Source organism: Cellulomonas sp. Root137, assembly GCF_001426725.1.
Taxonomy (GTDB): Bacteria; Actinomycetota; Actinomycetes; order Actinomycetales; family Cellulomonadaceae; genus Cellulomonas.
Genome location: NZ_LMFG01000001.1, coordinates 219619 through 235857 on the forward strand (window position 1 = coordinate 219619; position 16239 = coordinate 235857).

At 72.2% G+C, this 16239-nt stretch carries 16 protein-coding genes and 1 tRNA gene; 1 reads left to right on the plus strand and 16 read right to left on the minus strand.

Translation table 11 applies throughout. The annotated features are described in order from the left end of the window. Nucleotides 1-12 precede the first annotated feature (12 nt). The 16 genes from ASD18_RS21805 to ASD18_RS01085 form a co-directional block, all read right to left on the minus strand. The gene (locus ASD18_RS21805) at nt 13-348 is read right to left on the minus strand and encodes an SDR family NAD(P)-dependent oxidoreductase (RefSeq protein WP_369817273.1); all 336 of its coding nucleotides are present in this window, start codon (nt 346-348) and stop codon (nt 13-15) included. Further along, nucleotides 246-749 (minus strand): SDR family NAD(P)-dependent oxidoreductase, encoded by a 504-nt coding sequence (locus tag ASD18_RS01015; RefSeq protein WP_369817241.1) that lies wholly within the window; start codon nt 747-749, stop codon nt 246-248. The genes ASD18_RS21805 and ASD18_RS01015 overlap by 103 nt, the downstream gene beginning before the upstream one ends. 51 nt (nt 750-800) lie before the next feature. Beyond that, complete coding sequence (locus ASD18_RS01020; RefSeq protein WP_082573413.1) at nt 801-1592, minus strand: strictosidine synthase; 792 nt, start codon at nt 1590-1592, stop codon at nt 801-803. 33 nt (nt 1593-1625) lie between these two features. After that, a complete protein-coding gene (locus ASD18_RS01025; RefSeq protein ID WP_056085798.1) occupies nt 1626-2480 on the minus strand; it encodes an alpha/beta fold hydrolase in 855 nt (284 codons plus the stop codon). Beyond that, nucleotides 2477-3508, minus strand: a complete 1032-nt coding sequence (locus ASD18_RS01030) for an NADP-dependent oxidoreductase (RefSeq protein WP_056085799.1) — start codon at nt 3506-3508, stop codon at nt 2477-2479. The genes ASD18_RS01025 and ASD18_RS01030 overlap by 4 nt, the downstream gene beginning before the upstream one ends. 182 nt (nt 3509-3690) lie before the next feature. Continuing rightward, on the minus strand, nt 3691-5043 hold the full coding sequence (locus ASD18_RS01035) for a permease prefix domain 1-containing protein (RefSeq protein ID WP_056091296.1): 1353 nt from the start codon (nt 5041-5043) through the stop codon (nt 3691-3693). After that, nucleotides 5043-5405, minus strand: a complete 363-nt coding sequence (locus ASD18_RS01040; protein ID WP_056085800.1) for a PadR family transcriptional regulator — start codon at nt 5403-5405, stop codon at nt 5043-5045. Before ASD18_RS01040 ends, ASD18_RS01035 begins: the two co-directional genes overlap by 1 nt. 167 nt (nt 5406-5572) lie before the next feature. Continuing rightward, nucleotides 5573-5645 (minus strand) — tRNA-Thr (locus tag ASD18_RS01045). 79 nt (nt 5646-5724) lie between these two features. Next, a complete protein-coding gene (locus ASD18_RS01050) occupies nt 5725-7305 on the minus strand; it encodes an alpha/beta hydrolase (protein ID WP_056085801.1) in 1581 nt (526 codons plus the stop codon). A 92-nt stretch (nt 7306-7397) separates the two neighbouring features. Then, nucleotides 7398-8537, minus strand: a complete 1140-nt coding sequence (locus ASD18_RS01055; RefSeq protein WP_056085802.1) for a DNA polymerase III subunit delta' — start codon at nt 8535-8537, stop codon at nt 7398-7400. After that, complete coding sequence (gene tmk / locus ASD18_RS01060; RefSeq protein ID WP_056085803.1) at nt 8534-9163, minus strand: dTMP kinase; 630 nt, start codon at nt 9161-9163, stop codon at nt 8534-8536. Before tmk ends, ASD18_RS01055 begins: the two co-directional genes overlap by 4 nt. 38 nt (nt 9164-9201) lie before the next feature. After that, nucleotides 9202-10209 (minus strand): Gfo/Idh/MocA family protein, encoded by a 1008-nt coding sequence (locus ASD18_RS01065; protein WP_056085804.1) that lies wholly within the window; start codon nt 10207-10209, stop codon nt 9202-9204. A gap of 167 nt (nt 10210-10376) precedes the next feature. Next, nucleotides 10377-13100: a type I DNA topoisomerase gene (gene topA, locus ASD18_RS01070; RefSeq protein ID WP_056085805.1), complete on the minus strand. Its 2724-nt coding sequence runs from the start codon at nt 13098-13100 to the stop codon at nt 10377-10379. Between the two features lie 78 nt (nt 13101-13178). After that, nucleotides 13179-14126 (minus strand): phosphatase PAP2 family protein, encoded by a 948-nt coding sequence (locus ASD18_RS01075; RefSeq protein ID WP_235522215.1) that lies wholly within the window; start codon nt 14124-14126, stop codon nt 13179-13181. Nucleotides 14127-14186: 60 nt separating this feature from the next. Then, nucleotides 14187-14531, minus strand: a complete 345-nt coding sequence (locus tag ASD18_RS01080) for a hypothetical protein (protein WP_056085807.1) — start codon at nt 14529-14531, stop codon at nt 14187-14189. A 50-nt stretch (nt 14532-14581) separates the two neighbouring features. Next, nucleotides 14582-15556, minus strand: coding sequence for an NAD(P)/FAD-dependent oxidoreductase (locus ASD18_RS01085; RefSeq protein WP_056085808.1), 975 nt, complete (start codon nt 15554-15556; stop codon nt 14582-14584). Between the two features lie 67 nt (nt 15557-15623). On the opposite strand from ASD18_RS01085, the gene ASD18_RS01090 reads away from it, so the two are divergent. Next, nucleotides 15624-16229: a helix-turn-helix domain-containing protein gene (locus ASD18_RS01090; protein ID WP_056085809.1), complete on the plus strand. Its 606-nt coding sequence runs from the start codon at nt 15624-15626 to the stop codon at nt 16227-16229. The last annotated feature ends 10 nt before the right edge of the window (nt 16230-16239 follow it).

A 16239-nucleotide genomic window follows, 5' to 3' on the forward strand; every position in this document is an offset into this window, starting at 1 on the left:
ATCTGCCGACACTCATTCTTCCATGGCAGCCAGTGGCACCCTCATGGCACGGAGCTCCGGGTAGAGCGCCTCGACCGGACCACTCAGAGCCGCCTTGACCTGGGCGGTCAGCTCATCGCCGATGACCTCGAACTCATCGGCTTCGACGGCGTCGTAGACCTTGGCGACGAGGTCGGCCGGCGCCATCTTGGGCCCGTCCGCGTGCGCTGCCATCCGGGTCTCGACGTAGCCCATGTGCACCCCCGTCACGTGGACGCCCCTGGGCGCGAGCTCCAGACGCAGAGAGTTGGTGGCCGACCAGAGGGCGGCCTTGGCGGCGCTGTAGACGCCGCCGAACCCCCGAACCAGCTGGCGACGGAGTGCACGTCGACGAGGATCGACCGTCGGTTGCCCGCGAGGACCGGCGCGAAGGCCCGGGCGAGGAAGACAGGCCCGAAGAAGTTGACCTCCATGTTGGCCCGGATGTCCGCCTCGGTGACCTGCAAGAGGCTCGCACTCGGCGGGTTCGCCCCCGCGTTGTTGATGAGCGCGGTGACGTCGGGTGCGGCGGCCACGGCGGCGGCGACGGACGCCGCGTCGGTGACGTCGAGGGTGAGCGGGACGATCCGGTCGTCGTCCCAGGTGCGGGGTGTGCGGGCGGTGGCGTACACCTTCACGGCGCCGCGGGCGAGCGCCCGGTGCACGAAGTGGGTTCCGATGCCGCCGTTCGCCCCGGTGACCAGGACGACTGCTCCATTGAGGGTGGGCATGCTTGCGTTCCTTCTGTCGGTCGATCACCGGCCGCGGGTCGGCCGAGGTGGTTATGGCAGGTAGTGCGAGAGCCGCTGGCCGCCCTTCACGTAGGTCAGCGCGTCGGTGACGTCGTAGGCGTGGACGGCGGAGGCGAACGGCGCCAACGCGTCCGACAGGCTCACGACCTCGGGGGCCTCGAAGAAGGCCGCGCGCGCCTCCGGATCCGCGAAGCCCAGGATGAGGGAGGCGTGGAACCGCTGGTCCGCCGGATTGTCGTGGGCGACGTTCGGGGTGTCCCAGAGCTTCTCGTTCCAGGGCATGAAGACCTGGGTACGCAGCTCCCTCAGCACGCCCATGCCGGCGACCGTGCTGGCAAGCACGTCGAGGTGCCTGCGGAACGCATGCGTGCGGACTCCGTCCCTTCGCCTCAGGTAGACCAGGACTCGGGCACCCGCCTTCTCGCCCTGCACGCCGACGTCGTACCAGCGCGCCGAGTACGGAGGTCCGGCGTAGAGCAGGGTGCGCCGGAAGACGTTCACCTCGTCCTTGTACGCCAGGCGGGTCTGCTTGCGGCCCCGCAGCGGCGACAGGACGGACCCGAACGTCACCTCGGCGACCCCGTCGATCCGCCGGTCTGCCGGGATCGCGGTCTCGACGCCACGGGTGGCCGGCCACAGCCCGGGGTTGTGCTCCGCCAGATGGATCTGGCGGTACTCCTCGAAGCCGGGCGTGGCGGTGATGATCGTGGAGTGGGGACCCTTCCAGTAGTCCATGCCTGTCTGCCGTGGTTGGTCGGTGCGCATCCAGAGCGGGATCGACGAGACGAAGGGCTTCTTCACGTAGGGAGGGTTCGTCGCCATGCTCGTTACCTTCACTCGATCCGGTCGGGGCCGTCAGCCGGCGAGGAACTCGGCAACGACGGGAGCGAACGTCTGGTGGAACTGGAAGATGCCGCCGTGCCCGGAGTCCGGATAGATGACCAGCTCCGAGCCCGCGATGCGGCGGTGCAGGTCCTCGGACAGGCCCGACGGCACCATCCTGTCGTTGTCACCGTTGGCGATCAGGGTGGGTTGCGTGAGCGCCGACAGGTCGGCCGGGGCTGAGCGCCCGAACTTCTGGATCGCCTTGAGCTGGGTCCGGAACGCGCGCACGGAGATGTCCGCGTCCCGATCGACGGTGCGCTCCTTCAGTCGCTGCACGAAGGCGCGAGCAGCGGGCTTGCCGGTGGCGTTGCGGTTGAAGAAGAGGAACTCCTTGGGGTCAGACCGGGTCAGCGTGGCCCGCAGGATGTCCCGGTAGGTGACGCCGACGACCTTGTCGATGCCTGCGCCGCCCCGGGGCCCGGTGCCGGTCAGGACGAGCTTGCGCACCAGCTCGGGGTGCTTGACCACGAGGTCCTGCGCGATGAACCCGCCCAGCGAGAAGGCGAAGATGTCGATCGTGTCGAAGCCGAGAGCCCTGAGGAAGGTGTACGCGTCGTCGGCCATGGCCTCGACGTTGTCCGGGACGTCGCCGGTGGAGGCTCCGACGCCGCGGTTGTCGAACGCGATGACGTGGCGCCCGGCCGCGATCGGGTCGACTATCCGCGGGTCCCAGTTGTCCAGGGTCGCACCGAGGTGCACGAACAGGACGACCGGGATCCCGCCCTGCGGTCCCAGCTCCCGGTAGGCGTAGGTCACGCCGTTGACGGTGAGCGTGCGGGTCGGAGCCAGCGCGTACGAGGTGCGGTTGTCGCTCACGGTGCTCACCGGTTCTTCCGTTCGACGGGTGCGGAGGGCCTGTCACGCCGGCTGATGACGGCCTTGCCGCGGATGCCGCCCTTGCCGAGCGACTCGACTGCTTCCGCGGTCTGGTCGAAGTCGTAGACCCGTCCGACGACGGGGCGGACCACACCGCCGTCGACGAGCGCCGTGATCTGGCGGAGCTGGTCCCCGCTGGCGCGCATGAAGAGGAACTCGTACGTCACACCGAGCCGCTCTGCCTGCCGGCGGATCTTGCGGCTGAGCGCCGCGATCGCGAGCCTCAGCACCGGGTTCATCCCGACCCGCCGTGCGAACGCGGGGTCGGGCGGTCCGGCGATGCCGATCGCCCGGCCGCCCGGCCGCAGCACGCGCAGCGACTTCTCGAGGTTCTCGCCGCCGAGGCTGTCCAGCACCAGGTCGTACCCGTCCAGGAGCTCGACGAAGTCCTCGTCCCGGTAGTCGATGACGATGTCGGCGCCGAGCTCGCGGACGAAGTCGAGGTTGCCGGCGCCGGCCGTGGTCGCCACGGTGGCGCCGAGGTTCTTGGCGAGCTGGATCGCGATGCTCCCGACGCCACCGGCGCCCGCATGGATCAGGACTCGCTGGCCGGGCTGCACGTTGCCCTTCTCGACGAGCGCCTGCCAGGCGGTCAGGGCCACCAGCGGCAGCGAGCCCGCCTCCTCGACGGTGACCGTCGCCGGCGTGAGCGCCAGGTCCGCCTCGGCGACCGCGATGCGCTCCGCGAACGTTCCGATGCGGTCCTGGTCCGGCCGGGCATACACCTGGTCGCCGAGCACGAACCCCCGGACCTGGGCGCCGACGCCGATCACCGTCCCGGCGACGTCGTTGCCCATGACCTGCGGCAGCTCGTACCGGAGGAACGACCTGAACTCCCCCGAGCGGACCTTCTCGTCGAGCACGTTCACCCCGGCGGCCTGCACCTGGACGAGCACGTCGCGCTCCCCCACCAGGGGCTCGGGGACATCCGCTTCGTGCAGCGGTCCCTTGTACGTGCTGACGACGAACGCTCGCATGGTGGCTTTCCTTCGTGCATCGGGGGCAATACCGAGTGACCTCAATTCTGAGTGGCCTCAGAACGCTTGTCAACCTCGGTGAGCTCAGCGGATGCCGGCACCGTCGGGCGGCCGGACATGGGTCGACGAAGACCCGACCGACCTTCGCGTCGGTGCTGGCACGGGGAGCTGCGGACGACGCGTCAGGCGAAGTCGAACAGCGGCGGGAACACGATCACGACGACCGCGGCCCACGCGGCGTAGACCGGCAGGTACCGCGTCTGCCAGCGCTCGAGCTCCGAGAACACGCCGCGACCGCGCAGGAACCGGGCAGTCCGCCACGCCGAGACCCCGAGGTGCACGAGCAGCAGCAGGTTGAGACCGAGCGCGGCGACCTTGTTGGGGCTCGTGCCGAACTCCGCGATCCGCGTGAGCATCGCGGTCAGCATCACGGCGTCGACCGCGAGGGCCGCCCCCACCATGACGAGCTGGAGCCAGTCGGCGAGCGCGGGCGGCGCGAGCGGGTCGCGGGCCGAGATCGAGTAGAGGAGCAGCGCCAGGACCAGCACGAGGATCGCGTCCATCAGGATGAGCAGGTCGCGGTCCACCTCGACGAGGCCCCCGGAGGCGATCAGCGCCGCGAGGACGGCCACGAGCATGACGATGGTCAGCGGCGTGAAGATCCGGGTCAGCACGGGCGCGATGTTCTCGACGACGTCCTGCTTGGCCTCGACGAGCCAGGCGGCGACGACGAGGGCACCCGGGACCGCGAACGGCATCACCCAGCCCGTGATCACCGGCTCGGGGTCGACGCCCACGAGCTGCAGCACCCCGGCGGTGAGGCCGAGGAGGACCCCGCCACCGAGCGCGAGCAGCGTGTAGTAGATCGCGAGCTCGCCCGTGAACCGCACGAAGTCCATGCGTCGGCCGTCGGAGCGCCAGGAGCCGGCGACGTACGCGAGCCCCACCAGCAGCCACAGGACGACGGGCGTGTGGATGATCGCCAGCACCTCGGTCGACCCCTCGGGGACGAACGGGTACACGTTGAGCACGACGGAGAGAGCGACGAACGGCACGGCGATCGCCGCCACCGTCCGCAGGCCGGCCTGGCGCTTCCACCCGAGGTACGCGGCGAGGAACGGCACCACGAGCAGCCCGATGTTGCGCGCGAGCGCGAGCTCGTCGTCCCCGAACCAGGCGATCCCGGCCCGGACCGCGACGCCCGCACCGACCGCGAGCGCGAGCACGACCGCGAGCTCACGCCACCGCGGTGCCGGCGACCCGGAGGAGTCGTCGGGGACGAGCGCAAGCTGCTTCCACAGCCGGTCGGAGTGCTCGCGGGCGTACTCGCGGGAGACGGCATCCAGGTTGCCCAGGCGCTTGATCGCGACGAGGAACGCCTCGTCGTCGTCGAGCCCGGTCGCGCGCAGGTCGCTCACCTGGCCCCGCAGGTGGTCCTCGAGCTCGTCGACGTCGGCCGACGAGATGACCTGCCGCCGGTGCACGTAGCCGCGCCACCTGTCGATCTGGGCCTCGAGCTCGTCGTCGTGCGCCATCACGCCCACCCCTCCACGACGGTGGCGGGCCGCGGCGCCGACTCCCAGACCTGTCGGAGCGCATCCGCGACGACGCTCCACTGCGCCTGCCGTTCGGCGAGCGCCGCCCGGCCGGTCGGGGTGATCGCGTAGTGCTTGCGGCGTCGGCCCGACTCGGACGTGCTCCAGGACGACGAGACGTGGCCGAGCCGTTCGAGCCGGTGCAGGAGCGGGTAGAGCATGCCGTCCGTCCACTGCATCCTGCCGCCGGAGAGCTCGCCGACGCGTTTGAGGATCGCGTAGCCGTAGAGGTCCCCGTCCGCGAGGATCCCGAGCACGAGCGGCGTTGCCGAGGCAGCGACCAGGTCCTTGTCGATGCGCACGACGTCTCCTCTACCTTGATGTGCTAGGTATCTAACCCTAGCTGCTCTAGGTATCACGAAGGCGGGCTTCGTCACTCGTTCACTGCAGCAGTCCGGCACCGCTGCCGAGTCGGAACGACGAAGGCCCCGCGCCAGCGTTACCGCTGGTCACGGGGCCTTCGTGTCGGAGCCGCCTAAGAGAATCGAACTCTTGACCTTCTCATTACGAGTGAGACGCTCTGCCGACTGAGCTAAGGCGGCGTCGTCGTGGACCGTGGTCCCCGGCGAGCCCGCTTACTGTACCCGGCGGACCCCCGCCGCTCCAAAGTGAGCGCGATCGTCAGCAGCGCGTGCCGTCGGCCGGGACCGTGCCGGACAGCAGGTACCCGTCGACGGCGGCCGCGATGCACTCGTTCGACGAGCCGTAGGCGGTGTGGCCCTCCCCCTCGTAGGTCAGGAGCACGCCCGACGACAGGAGGTCGGCCATCTCCTCGGCCCACGCGTACGGCGTCGCGGGGTCGCCCGTGGTGCCGACGACGAGGATGGGTGCCGCTCCCTCCGCCGTGTACGAGGGGAGCCCGCCGACCTCGGGGACGGGCCACTGGGCGCACACCGTGGCGCCGTAGCCGAAGTAGACCCCGACGGTCGGCGCCGCCGCCTCGATCTGGGCGGCCTCGGCGCGCATCGCCTCGAAGTCGGCCGGGTCGCGGCTGTCCAGGCAGTTGATCGCGAAGAACGCGACCATCGCGTTCGTGCTGTAGGTGCCGTCCGGCTCCCGGTCGAAGTACTGGTCGGCCAGCTGGAGGAGCATCGAGCCGTCGTTGTTCTCGAGTGCGCCCGTCAGCGCCTGCGTCAGGTAGGGCCAGTACGACTGCGAGTACAGCGGCATCGCGATCCCGTAGAAGGCCAGCGAGGCGGTCAGGTCACGAGCCGTGCCCGTGGACAGCGGGTTGCTGCGCGCACGGTCCAGCAGTCCTGCGATCTGCTCGAGGCCGTCGTCGACAGATCCGTCCATCGGGCAACCGGGCCCCGCCTGGCAGTCGGCGATGTAGGCGCGCAGGGCGTTCTCGAAGCCGACGGCCTGCCCCTGCGACACCTCGGTCGTGGTCAGCGTGGGCGGCTTCGCGCCGTCCAGCACCAGGCGGCCGACCTTCGCGGGGAACAGTGCCGCGTACGTGGAGCCGAGCACCGTCCCGTAGGAGTAGCCGAGGTAGGAGAGCTTCTCGTCACCGAGCGCGCCGCGCAGGATGTCGAGGTCGCGGGTTGCACTGACCGTGTCGACGTGGGCGAGCGAATCGCCCGTCCGCTCCGCGCAGCCGGCCCCGAGCTCGCCGTACATGTCGATGACCGTCTGGATGCCCGCGTCGGTGGAGTAGTCCGCGTCGTAGGCGAGGAGCTCGTCCAGGGCGGGGCCGTCGACGCAGTCCACGGGGCTGGACCGCTGGACGCCGCGCGGGTCGAACGCGACGAGGTCGTACTGCAGCCGCACGTCCGGGCTGACGGTGGACGCGACCGAGGCGAGGAAGTCGACGCCCGACACACCCGGGCCGCCGGGGTTGACCAGCAGGGAGCCGAGCGGCTCGCCACCGGTCGCCCGGAGCCGCGCCAGCGCGATCCCGATCGACGGACCGGACGGGTTCGCGTAGTCCGTCGGCACCTGCGCCGTCGCGCACTCACCCTCCGCGCACGTCGTCCAGTCGAGCTGCTGCCCGTAGAACTGCGCGAGGTCGCCTGTCGCCTCGTCGGACGGCGCCGGCGTGCTCGTGCCCGCCGCGGGGGCCGACGCCTGGTTCTTGGGTGCCACGCACCCGGCGAGCAGGACGACGACGACGAGCGCGGCGCTGACAAGGGCAGCGGCGAGGCGTGGCCGCCGGTCGCGTCCGACGCCCGCGGGCGCGACGAGGCGGGCGGAGAGCGGCATGCGCACACGGTAGCCGCCGATCCTGAGCCATCGGCGCCCGGTCCGCCCAGGGGACGCAGCCGTCACTCGATCTGCACAATCGGCGCGGGGAATCACCCTTGGGGGCGCAGTGCCACGGCCATCGCCTCGACGGCGAGCAGCGGGGCGACGTTCCCTGCCAGGCGAGTGCGCGCCTGTCCGACGGCGTCCATCCGGCGCAGCGTCTGGACGGAGGTGCTCGCCTCCGCCAGGGCGCGGACCGACGCCTCGTGCTCGACGTTCACCAGCTCGACGCCCGCGCCCAGCTGCACCACGAGCACGTCCCGGTAGAGCGACAGCAGGTCGACCATCGCGCGGTCCAGCACGTCCCGCTGCGCGCGGGTGGCCCGGCGCTTCTGGTCCTCCTCCAGCTGGCGCACCTGGGTGCGCAGCGCGGGCGGCAGGGTGGCCGCGCCCTCGGCGCCCATGGACCGGAGCAGCTCCGCCTTCTCCTCGGCGTCCCGCTGTTCCGTGGCGGCCTTGGCGTCGGCCTGCGCGGTCTCGACGAGCTCGCCGGCCGCCATGACCGCGTCGCCGACCCCGCGGATCTTCGCGGCGATGCCCAGCACCGCCGACCGGCGCGCACGAGACTCGGGGTCCCGGGCCAGTCGCCGGGCGATCCCGACGTGGCTCTGCGCCGCACGCGCCGCGATCATGGCCACCTGCGGGTCGATCCCGTCGCGCGACACCAGCAGGGCCGCGACCGCGTCGACCGGCGGAACGCGGAGCGCCACGGACCGGCTGCGGGACCGGATGGTGACCAGGACGTCCTGCGGGCTCGGCGCGCAGAGCACCCAGACCGTGCGACCGGCCGGCTCCTCGATGGCCTTGAGCAGCGAGTTGCCGCTGGTGTCGTTGAGCCGGTCGGCGTCCTCGATGATGATGACCCGGTGCCGCCCCTGCGACGGCGACCGCTGGGCGAGCTCCACCAGCGGGCGCGCGGTCTCGGCACGGATGAACACGCCCTCGGTGGCGACGACCGTGACGTCCGGGTGCAGCCCGCGCAGGGTGGTGGTGCAGTCGTGGCAGACGCCGCAGCCGCCGGTCGCGCACTGCAGCGCCGCGGCGAACGCCCGCGCCGCGTTGGACCGTCCCGAGCCCGGAGGCCCGGTCAGCAGCCACGCGTGGGTCATCGCCGCCGGGTCCTCGACGGCGTGCCGGAGCACCTCCACCGCGGGCTCCTGGCCGACGACGTCGTCCCAGACGCTGGTCACGGCGCGACCCCGAGCAGCGGCGCCACGCGCTCGCGCACCGCGGCAGCCAGCTCGTCGACCGGCCTCGTCGCGTCCAGCACGAGCCACCGGCCGGGCTCCGCCGCGGCCCGTCCGAGGAACGCCTCGCGCGTGCGGCGGTGGAACTCGTCGCCCGCGCGCTCGAGGCGGTCCGGGTCGCCCGTCAGCCGCGCCTTGCCGGCCACGGGGTCGAGGTCGAGCAGCACGGTCAGTGCCGGGAGCAGCCCGTCGACGGCCCAGAGGGAGAGGCGCTCCACCTCGTCGGCCCCCAGGTCCCGGCCGCTGCCCTGGTAGGCCACCGACGAGTCGAGGTACCGGTCGGTCACGACGACCGCGCCGCGGGCCAGCGCCGGGCGGACCAGCGACGCGACGTGGTGGGCGCGGTCGGTGGCGTACAGGAGCGCCTCGGTGCGGGCGTCGACGTGGTCGCCGTGCAGGACCGCGTCGCGCAGCAGGACGCCGAGCTCGGTGCCGCCGGGCTCCCGCGTGAGGACGACCTCGCGGCCGAGACCCGTGAGCCAGTCGCCCAGGAGGCGCGCCTGGGTCGACTTGCCGGCGCCGTCGCCGCCCTCGAAGGAGAGGAAGAGGCCAGCAGGAGGCGAGGTCACTGCGTCAGGGTAGCCGCCACCGGTGACAGCCCGGGGCCTCACTCCCCGGGGTAGCTGACACCGATCTGCGCGCGGATGGTGTCCATGGTCCGCAGCACCTCGAGGGTGTTGTCCCAGGTCATCCGCGGGCTCTCCGTGGCGCCCTCGGCCACCCGGCGGGCGACCTCCGCGGCCTCGTACTGCAGGCCCTTGGTGCCCGGCTGGTTGAACTCCCATACCCGGCCGTCGAGGCGCTGCACGTGGAACGAGGTCGGGGCGTAGAAGCTGCCCTTGACCACGATGTTGCCCTCGGTGCCCGAGATGAGCGCCATCGTCGGGGTCTTGGCCCACATCGTCGTCGACAGGGTCGCCTGCGCACGGTCGCCGTAGGACAGGACCATCGAGATCTGGCCGTCGACGCCCGTCGTGGTCAGCTGGCCGACCGCCTGCACGGCATCGGGGACACCGAGGAAGTCGTGGGCGAACGAGACCGGGTACACGCCCAGGTCGAGCAGGGCGCCGCCGGCCAGCGCCGGGTCGAAGAGCCGGCTGGTCGGGTCGAACGTGAACGCCTGGCCGTGGTCCGCGGACAGGTTGATGATCTCGCCGATCTCCCCGGCGTCGATCACCTGGTGCAGCGCGTAGACGTGCGGCAGGAACCGCGTCCACATCGCCTCCATGACGAACACCCCGGCGGCGCGCGCGGCGGCGAAGACCTCCTCGGCCTCCCCCGCGTTCCGCGTGAACGCCTTCTCGACCAGCACGTGCTTGCCGGCCTTGATGGCCAGGAGCGCCTGCTCCTTGTGCTCGGAGTGCGGGGTCGCGATGTAGACGGCGTCGACCTGCGTGTCCTCGACCAGCTCGCGGTAGCCCACGTGGGTGGTCGGGATGTGGTGCGCCGTGGCGAACCGCTCCGCGCGGTCCTTGTTGCGCGAGCCGACCGCGACCAGCTGCGCGCGGGTGTGCGCGTTGACGGCCGACGCGAACGTCGCGGCGATGTTGCCGGCGCCGAGGATGCCCCAGCGGATCGGCGGTGCGGAACGGGGGTCTTCAGCGCGGTCAGCCATGGGCGACAACCTAGCGCGCGTGGCGGTGCGCGCCATGCCGGGCCGGTACCGGTCCGGGCCGCTTCCGGCGCCGAGTTCGTGAGGACGAGTCGAGTTCGTGAGCTGCAGCTCACGAACTCGCCCAGAACTCACGAACTCACCGGGCAGACCGCTTGTTCGGCTGAGCCCTACTTCTTCGCGGCGGCCTTGCTCTTGGCCGGTGCGCGCTTGGCGGGTGCCTTCTTCTTCGCGGGGGCCGACGCGCGCTTCTCCACGAGCAGCTCGATGGCCTGCTCGCGCGTGATCGACTCCGGCGTGAGGTCCCGCGGGAGGGTCCGGTTGGTGACCCCGTCGGTCACGTAGGCGCCGAAGCGCCCCTCCTTGACCGTGATCGGCTTCTCGGACGTCGGGTCGTCGCCCAGCTCGCGCAGCGGGGGTGCGGACGTGGCGCCGCGACCCCGCTTGGGCTGCGCGTAGATGGCCAGCGCCTCCTCCAGCGTCGTCGTGAAGAGGGCCTCCTCGGACGCCAGCGTGCGCGAGTCCGTGCCCTTCTTCAGGTACGGGCCGTAGCGGCCGTTCTGCGCGGTGATCTCGGTGCCGGACTCGGGGTCGACGCCGACCACGCGGGGCAGCGACAGGAGCATGAGCGCGTCGTCGAGCGTCACCGACTGCAGCGACATCGACTTGAACAGCGACGCGGTGCGCGGCTTCGGCGCGGCGGCCAGTGCCCGCTTCTGCGCGGCGGCCGACAGCGACGTGTCGATCTCCGGGTCGGGCAGGATCTCGGTCACGTACGGGCCGTAGCGGCCGTTGCGGGCGACGATCGGGGTGCCCGCGACGGGGTCGGTGCCGAGCACCTGGTCGCCCTCGGGCTGCGTCTCCAGGAGCTCGCGGGCCTTGGCCACGGTGAGCTCGTCGGGCGCCAGCTCCTCCGGGACGGACGCGCGCCGGGTGGTGCCGTCCTCAGCCGGTTCCGCAAGAGAGTCCTCGAGGTACGGGCCGTACCGGCCGACGCGCAGCACGATGCCCTCACCGATGGGGATCGAGTTGACCTCGCGGGCGTCGATGTCGCCCAGGTTGGCGACGAGGTCCCGCAGGCCCTCGCCCTCCTCGTTGCCGCTGCCGTCGCCGAAGTAGAACCGGGACAGCCACGCCACCCGGTCCTTGTCCCCCGCCGCGATGGCGTCGAGGTCCTCCTCCATCTCGGCGGTGAAGTCGTAGTCGACCAGCCAGTCGAAGTTCTCCTCGAGCAGCCGCGTCACGGCGAACGCCAGCCACGACGGCACGAGGGCCTGTCCGCGGCCGGTCACGTAGCCCCGGTCCTGGATGACGGAGATCGTCGCGGCGTAGGTGGACGGGCGGCCGATCCCGCGCTCCTCGAGCGCCTTGACCAGCGAGGCCTCGGTGAAGCGCGGCGGCGGGGACGTGCGGTGGCCGTCGGCGGTGAGGTCCGACGCGGACAGGGGGTCGCCCTCGGCCATCTTCGGCAGACGGGCGTCGTCCTTCTCGGCCGGGGCCTCCTCGGCGTCCTCGGAGTACCGCGAGACGTCGCGACCCTCCTCGTACGCCGCGAGGAACCCGCGGAACGTGATCACGGTGCCGGACGCGGAGAACAGGACGTCGGTGCCGTCGGCCGCCGTGGCGCCGAGGCGGACCGAGGCGGTCTGCCCGCGGGCGTCGGCCATCTGCGAGGCGACCGTGCGCTTCCAGATCAGCTCGTACAGGCGGAACTGGTCGCCGGACAGCTCCTTGGCCACCTGCGCCGGGGTCCGGAAGTGGTCACCGGCGGGCCGGATGGCCTCGTGGGCCTCCTGGGCGCCCTTGGCCTTGCTCGTGTACACGCGGGGGGCGTCCGGGATGTACTCCGCGCCGTAGAGCTCCGAGGCCTGCCGGCGCGCGGCGTCGATCGCCTGCGTGCTCAGCGACGAGGAGTCCGTACGCATGTAGGTGATGTAGCCGTTCTCGTACAGACCCTGCGCGGTGCGCATGGTCTGCCGCGACGCCATCCGCAGCTTGCGGGACGCCTCCTGCTGGAGGGTCGAGGTGGTGAAGGGCGCGGCGGGCCGGCGCGTGTACGGCTTGGTCTCGAGCGACGCGACGGAGAACGCCGAGTCGGCCAGCCCGGCGACGAGCGCGGTGGCGCGGGCCTCGTCGAGGTGCGCGACGTCGGCGGCCCGCAGCTGTCCGGTGTCGAGGAAGTCGCGACCGCTGGCCACGCGCTGCCCGTCGACCGACGACAGCCGCGCCGTGAAGGAGGGCTCGCCGGAGTCGGAGACGGCGAACGTGCCCGTCACGTCCCAGTAGTCGGCGGCGACGAACGCCATGCGCTCGCGCTCGCGCTCGACCACCAGCCGGGTCGCCACGGACTGCACGCGGCCGGCGGACAGACCCTGCCGGACCTTGCGCCACAGCACGGGGCTGACCTCGTACCCGTAGAGCCGGTCGAGGATGCGGCGGGTCTCCTGCGCGTCGACCAGCCGGTCGTCGAGCTCGCGGGTGTTGGCCAGCGCGCGCTGGATGGCCTCGCGGGTGATCTCGTGGAACACCATGCGCTTGACCGGGACCTTGGGCTTCAGCTCCTGCAGCAGGTGCCAGGCGATGGCCTCGCCCTCGCGGTCCTCATCGGTGGCCAGGAAGAGCTCGTCGGAGTCCTTCAGCAGCTTCTTGAGCTCGCTGACCTTCTTCTTCTTGTCCGCGTCGACCACGTAGTACGGCGCGAAGCCGTTGTCGACGTCGACCGCGAACTTGCCGAACGGACCCTTCTTCATGTCCGCCGGGAGCTCGGACGGCTGGGGGAGGTCACGGATGTGCCCGACGCTCGCCTCGACGTCGTACTCCTCGCCGAGGTACCCGGCGATCGTGCGCGCCTTGGCGGGCGACTCCACGATCACGAGCTTGCGCCCTGCAGACATCGGTCAGGCCCTTCTCAGACGTCGGCGGGCCGGACGACCCGCTTCCTCGTTCACCGCTGGGGACTCTACGGCGTGCCGTCAACCCCGTGGCAATCGCGATGCCGCGGCCTGCCGCAGCACCAGCATGACCGCGAACGCCAGGCACGACGCCATCAGAGCGCCCGCGGCACCGCCCAGATACGCGGTCACCTGCTCCGCGCGAGCCTCCAGATCGTCCCGGTTCTCCCACGTGTGCGTCAGGGCGACGACCGCGGACGCCCCCGCCGCGACGCCCACGACGAGGAGCCCCGCGAGCACCGCGCGCATCGTGGCCGGCGCCGGCGGCGGGTCCGACGCGAGGCGGAGCGCACCGGTCGCGGTCGACGGCCGGGCGGGCGTCAGCGCGACGAGCGCACAGGCGATCGCGGTCCACGCGAGCACGACGAGCACGGCCGCGACGACGTCCGACGGCCGGTGCCACTGGCCGATGAGGGTCGAGACGCCCGTCGCGGTCGTGTAGCCCGCGCCGAGCACCGCCGCCCACGGTCGCAGGCGCGGCGGAACGACGAGCAGCAGCGCCGCCGAGATCGAGGCGGCCGCCGTCGTGTGACCGCTGGGCAGGGTGTTGCCGTAGCTGGCCTCCACGCCGAGGTCCGGGCGGTAGAGCACCGCGTTCTTGAGCACCCGGGTGGTGAGGTTGGCGCCGATCATCAGCACGGCCACCTGCACGGCCAACGACCAGCGGCGGCGCAGCGCGGCGATGAGCATCGCGCCCAGGAGCACGGCCGCGATCGCGCTCACCGACACCACGTCGAGCACCCGCTCCGCCACCCGCCACAGCTGCGTCTGGCCGTACAGGGCGCCCTGCAGCGCGGCGTTCTCCACCTGCTGACCGGCCAGCGTGTCCACGAACACGCGCCAGAGCACGAACACGCCGGCGAACGAGAGCAGCGCCACCAGGACCGCGATCGCGACGACCACGCCACGCCGGTCCGCGGCAGCCGGGAGCGGCCGCGACGGCGCGGGGATGACGGGGGTGTCGCTCACCGCACAAAGGTAGGTCACCCGAAGGGGTGCACCCGGAGCCGTACCGAGGTGCAGACAGCCTCACGGCGCCGGCGTCGGCTCCCCCGGCCCGACCACCACGGCGTGCCGGCAGCCGCCCAGCCGCGCACGCACGTCGGCGTCCGCGTTGATGCACAGCAGGCAGCCGCCCCGGCGCTCGAGCTCCCACCCCGCCTCATCGATCGCCTCGGCCGCGTGCACGCTGCGCAGGCTCACCGCGGCGAGGTCGAGGACCACCAGCGACGCCGTCGCCGACAGCGCGCCCAGCAGCGCGCGGAGCCGGCCGACGTCCGCGCGGCCGAACGAGCCGGCGGGTCGCACGTTCGCGGTCAGCCAGGGGTCGAGGAGGGGTGCGGGTGCGGTCGCTGCGGTGGCATGCAGGCTCATGGGGGGCCTCCCGGCTCTGTCGGTCACGCGATGCGTGCTCGACACCCACTTCACCGACCGGGACTGTGGACAGCCTGGACGTGACCATCTCTTTGCCTGTGGGTTGTGTCGACCGCGAGCGCGGTGTCCTCCGCGATCAGGTCCATGTTGAGCGCCGCCGCCGCACGCGTCCCGGCGGCCATCGCGCCCGTCACCTGGGCCATGAGGTCGGTCGCGTTGCCGGCCACCCACACGCCCGGGACGCTCGACGCCCCCATGAGGTCCGACGCGGCGTGCTCCCCGACGCCCATCTCGTGCGGCACCGCGACCAGCCCGAGACCGGCGAGCCCGTCCAGGCGCGCGACGAACCGCGGCATGACGGTCAGCGCGGACCGCGCAACCACCTCGCCCGACTCCAGCCGCACACCGGTGAGCCGCCCGTCGGTCGAGAGCACCTCGGCGACGACCCCGGGCACCACGCGGATGCCTCGCGCGGCCAGCTGCTCCGCCTGCTCCGGGGTCGGGTCCGGGGCGGTGTGCTGGAGGAGGACCACGTCGTCGGACCACTGCCGGAACAGCAGCGCCTGGTGCACCGAGCGCTCCGAGGTGCCGAGCACCCCGATCGGCTGGTCGCGCACCTCCCAGCCGTGGCAGTAGGGGCAGTGCAGGACGTCGTGGCCCCAGCGCTCTCGCAGGCCGGGGATCTCGGGCAGCTCGTCGACGAGGCCGGTGGCCACGAGCAGCCGGCGCGCACGCTCGGTCGTCCCGTCCGCCAGCGTCACGACGAACCCGTCGTCGTCGTGTGCGGCGGCGACGACCCGGCCGGGACGCACCACACCGCCGTACCCCGCCAGCTCGGCCCGCCCGCGCTCCAGCAGGTGGAGCGGCGACACGCCCTCCTGGCCCAGCACGCCGTGCACCCCGTCGGCCGGCGCGTTCCTGGGCGAACCGTCGTCGACCACCAGCACCGACCGGCGCGCCCGCGCCAGCGTCACCGCCCCGCTGACCCCCGCAGCACCACCACCGATGACCACCACATCTCTCATGCGGAGAGCATCAGACGCCCGCACGCCAACCGGCAAGCATCCTTGCCGAAGTGGCAAACTGCGACCCATGGATGACATCGACCAGCTGATGCGCACGGTCGGCCCCCGGCTCCGCGCCGTCCGGCAGCAGCGCGGGCTCACGCTGGCGCAGGCCTCGGACGGCACCGGGATCTCCGTCAGCACCCTGTCGCGTCTGGAGTCGGGGACCCGGCGCCCGCAGCTGGAGCTGCTGGTCCCCCTGGCCGGCCTGTACCGCGTGCCGCTCGACGAGCTGGTGGGCGCGCCCGCGACCGGGGACCCGCGCATCCACCCGCGCCCGGTCACCGAGCACGGCAAGACGGTCATCCCCCTGTCCCGGCGGTCCGGCGGCATGCTCGTCTACAAGCTGGTCCTGCCGCCCGGCCCGCCGACGCCCGACCCGGAGCTGAACACCCACGACGGCTACGAGTGGCTCTACGTCATCGACGGCCACCTGCGCCTGGTGCTCGGCGAGCACGACCTGGTGCTCCCCCCGGGAGAGGCCGCCGAGTTCGACACCCGGGTGCCCCACTGGTTCGCCAACGAGGGCCCCGGCCCGGTGGAGCTGCTGGTCATCTTCGGCACCCAGGGCGAGCGGGTGCACCTGCGCGCGTCGCCACGCAGGAAGGAGCAGGGCCGCCCCGCCCCCGGCTAGCAGCCCCGTG

Coding starts and splice junctions, on each gene's coding strand:
- ASD18_RS01015 (WP_369817241.1), bottom strand. CDS start 749: ATGCCCACCCTCAATGGAGCAGTCGTCCTGGTCACCGGGGCGAACGGC.
- ASD18_RS01020 (WP_082573413.1), bottom strand. CDS start 1,592: ATGGCGACGAACCCTCCCTACGTGAAGAAGCCCTTCGTCTCGTCGATC.
- ASD18_RS01030 (WP_056085799.1), bottom strand. CDS start 3,508: ATGCGAGCGTTCGTCGTCAGCACGTACAAGGGACCGCTGCACGAAGCG.
- ASD18_RS01035 (WP_056091296.1), bottom strand. CDS start 5,043: ATGGCGCACGACGACGAGCTCGAGGCCCAGATCGACAGGTGGCGCGGC.
- ASD18_RS01050 (WP_056085801.1), bottom strand. CDS start 7,305: ATGCCGCTCTCCGCCCGCCTCGTCGCGCCCGCGGGCGTCGGACGCGAC.
- ASD18_RS01065 (WP_056085804.1), bottom strand. CDS start 10,209: ATGGCTGACCGCGCTGAAGACCCCCGTTCCGCACCGCCGATCCGCTGG.
- topA (WP_056085805.1), bottom strand. CDS start 13,100: ATGTCTGCAGGGCGCAAGCTCGTGATCGTGGAGTCGCCCGCCAAGGCG.
- ASD18_RS01080 (WP_056085807.1), bottom strand. CDS start 14,531: ATGAGCCTGCATGCCACCGCAGCGACCGCACCCGCACCCCTCCTCGAC.
- ASD18_RS01085 (WP_056085808.1), bottom strand. CDS start 15,556: ATGAGAGATGTGGTGGTCATCGGTGGTGGTGCTGCGGGGGTCAGCGGG.
- ASD18_RS01090 (WP_056085809.1), top strand. CDS start 15,624: ATGGATGACATCGACCAGCTGATGCGCACGGTCGGCCCCCGGCTCCGC.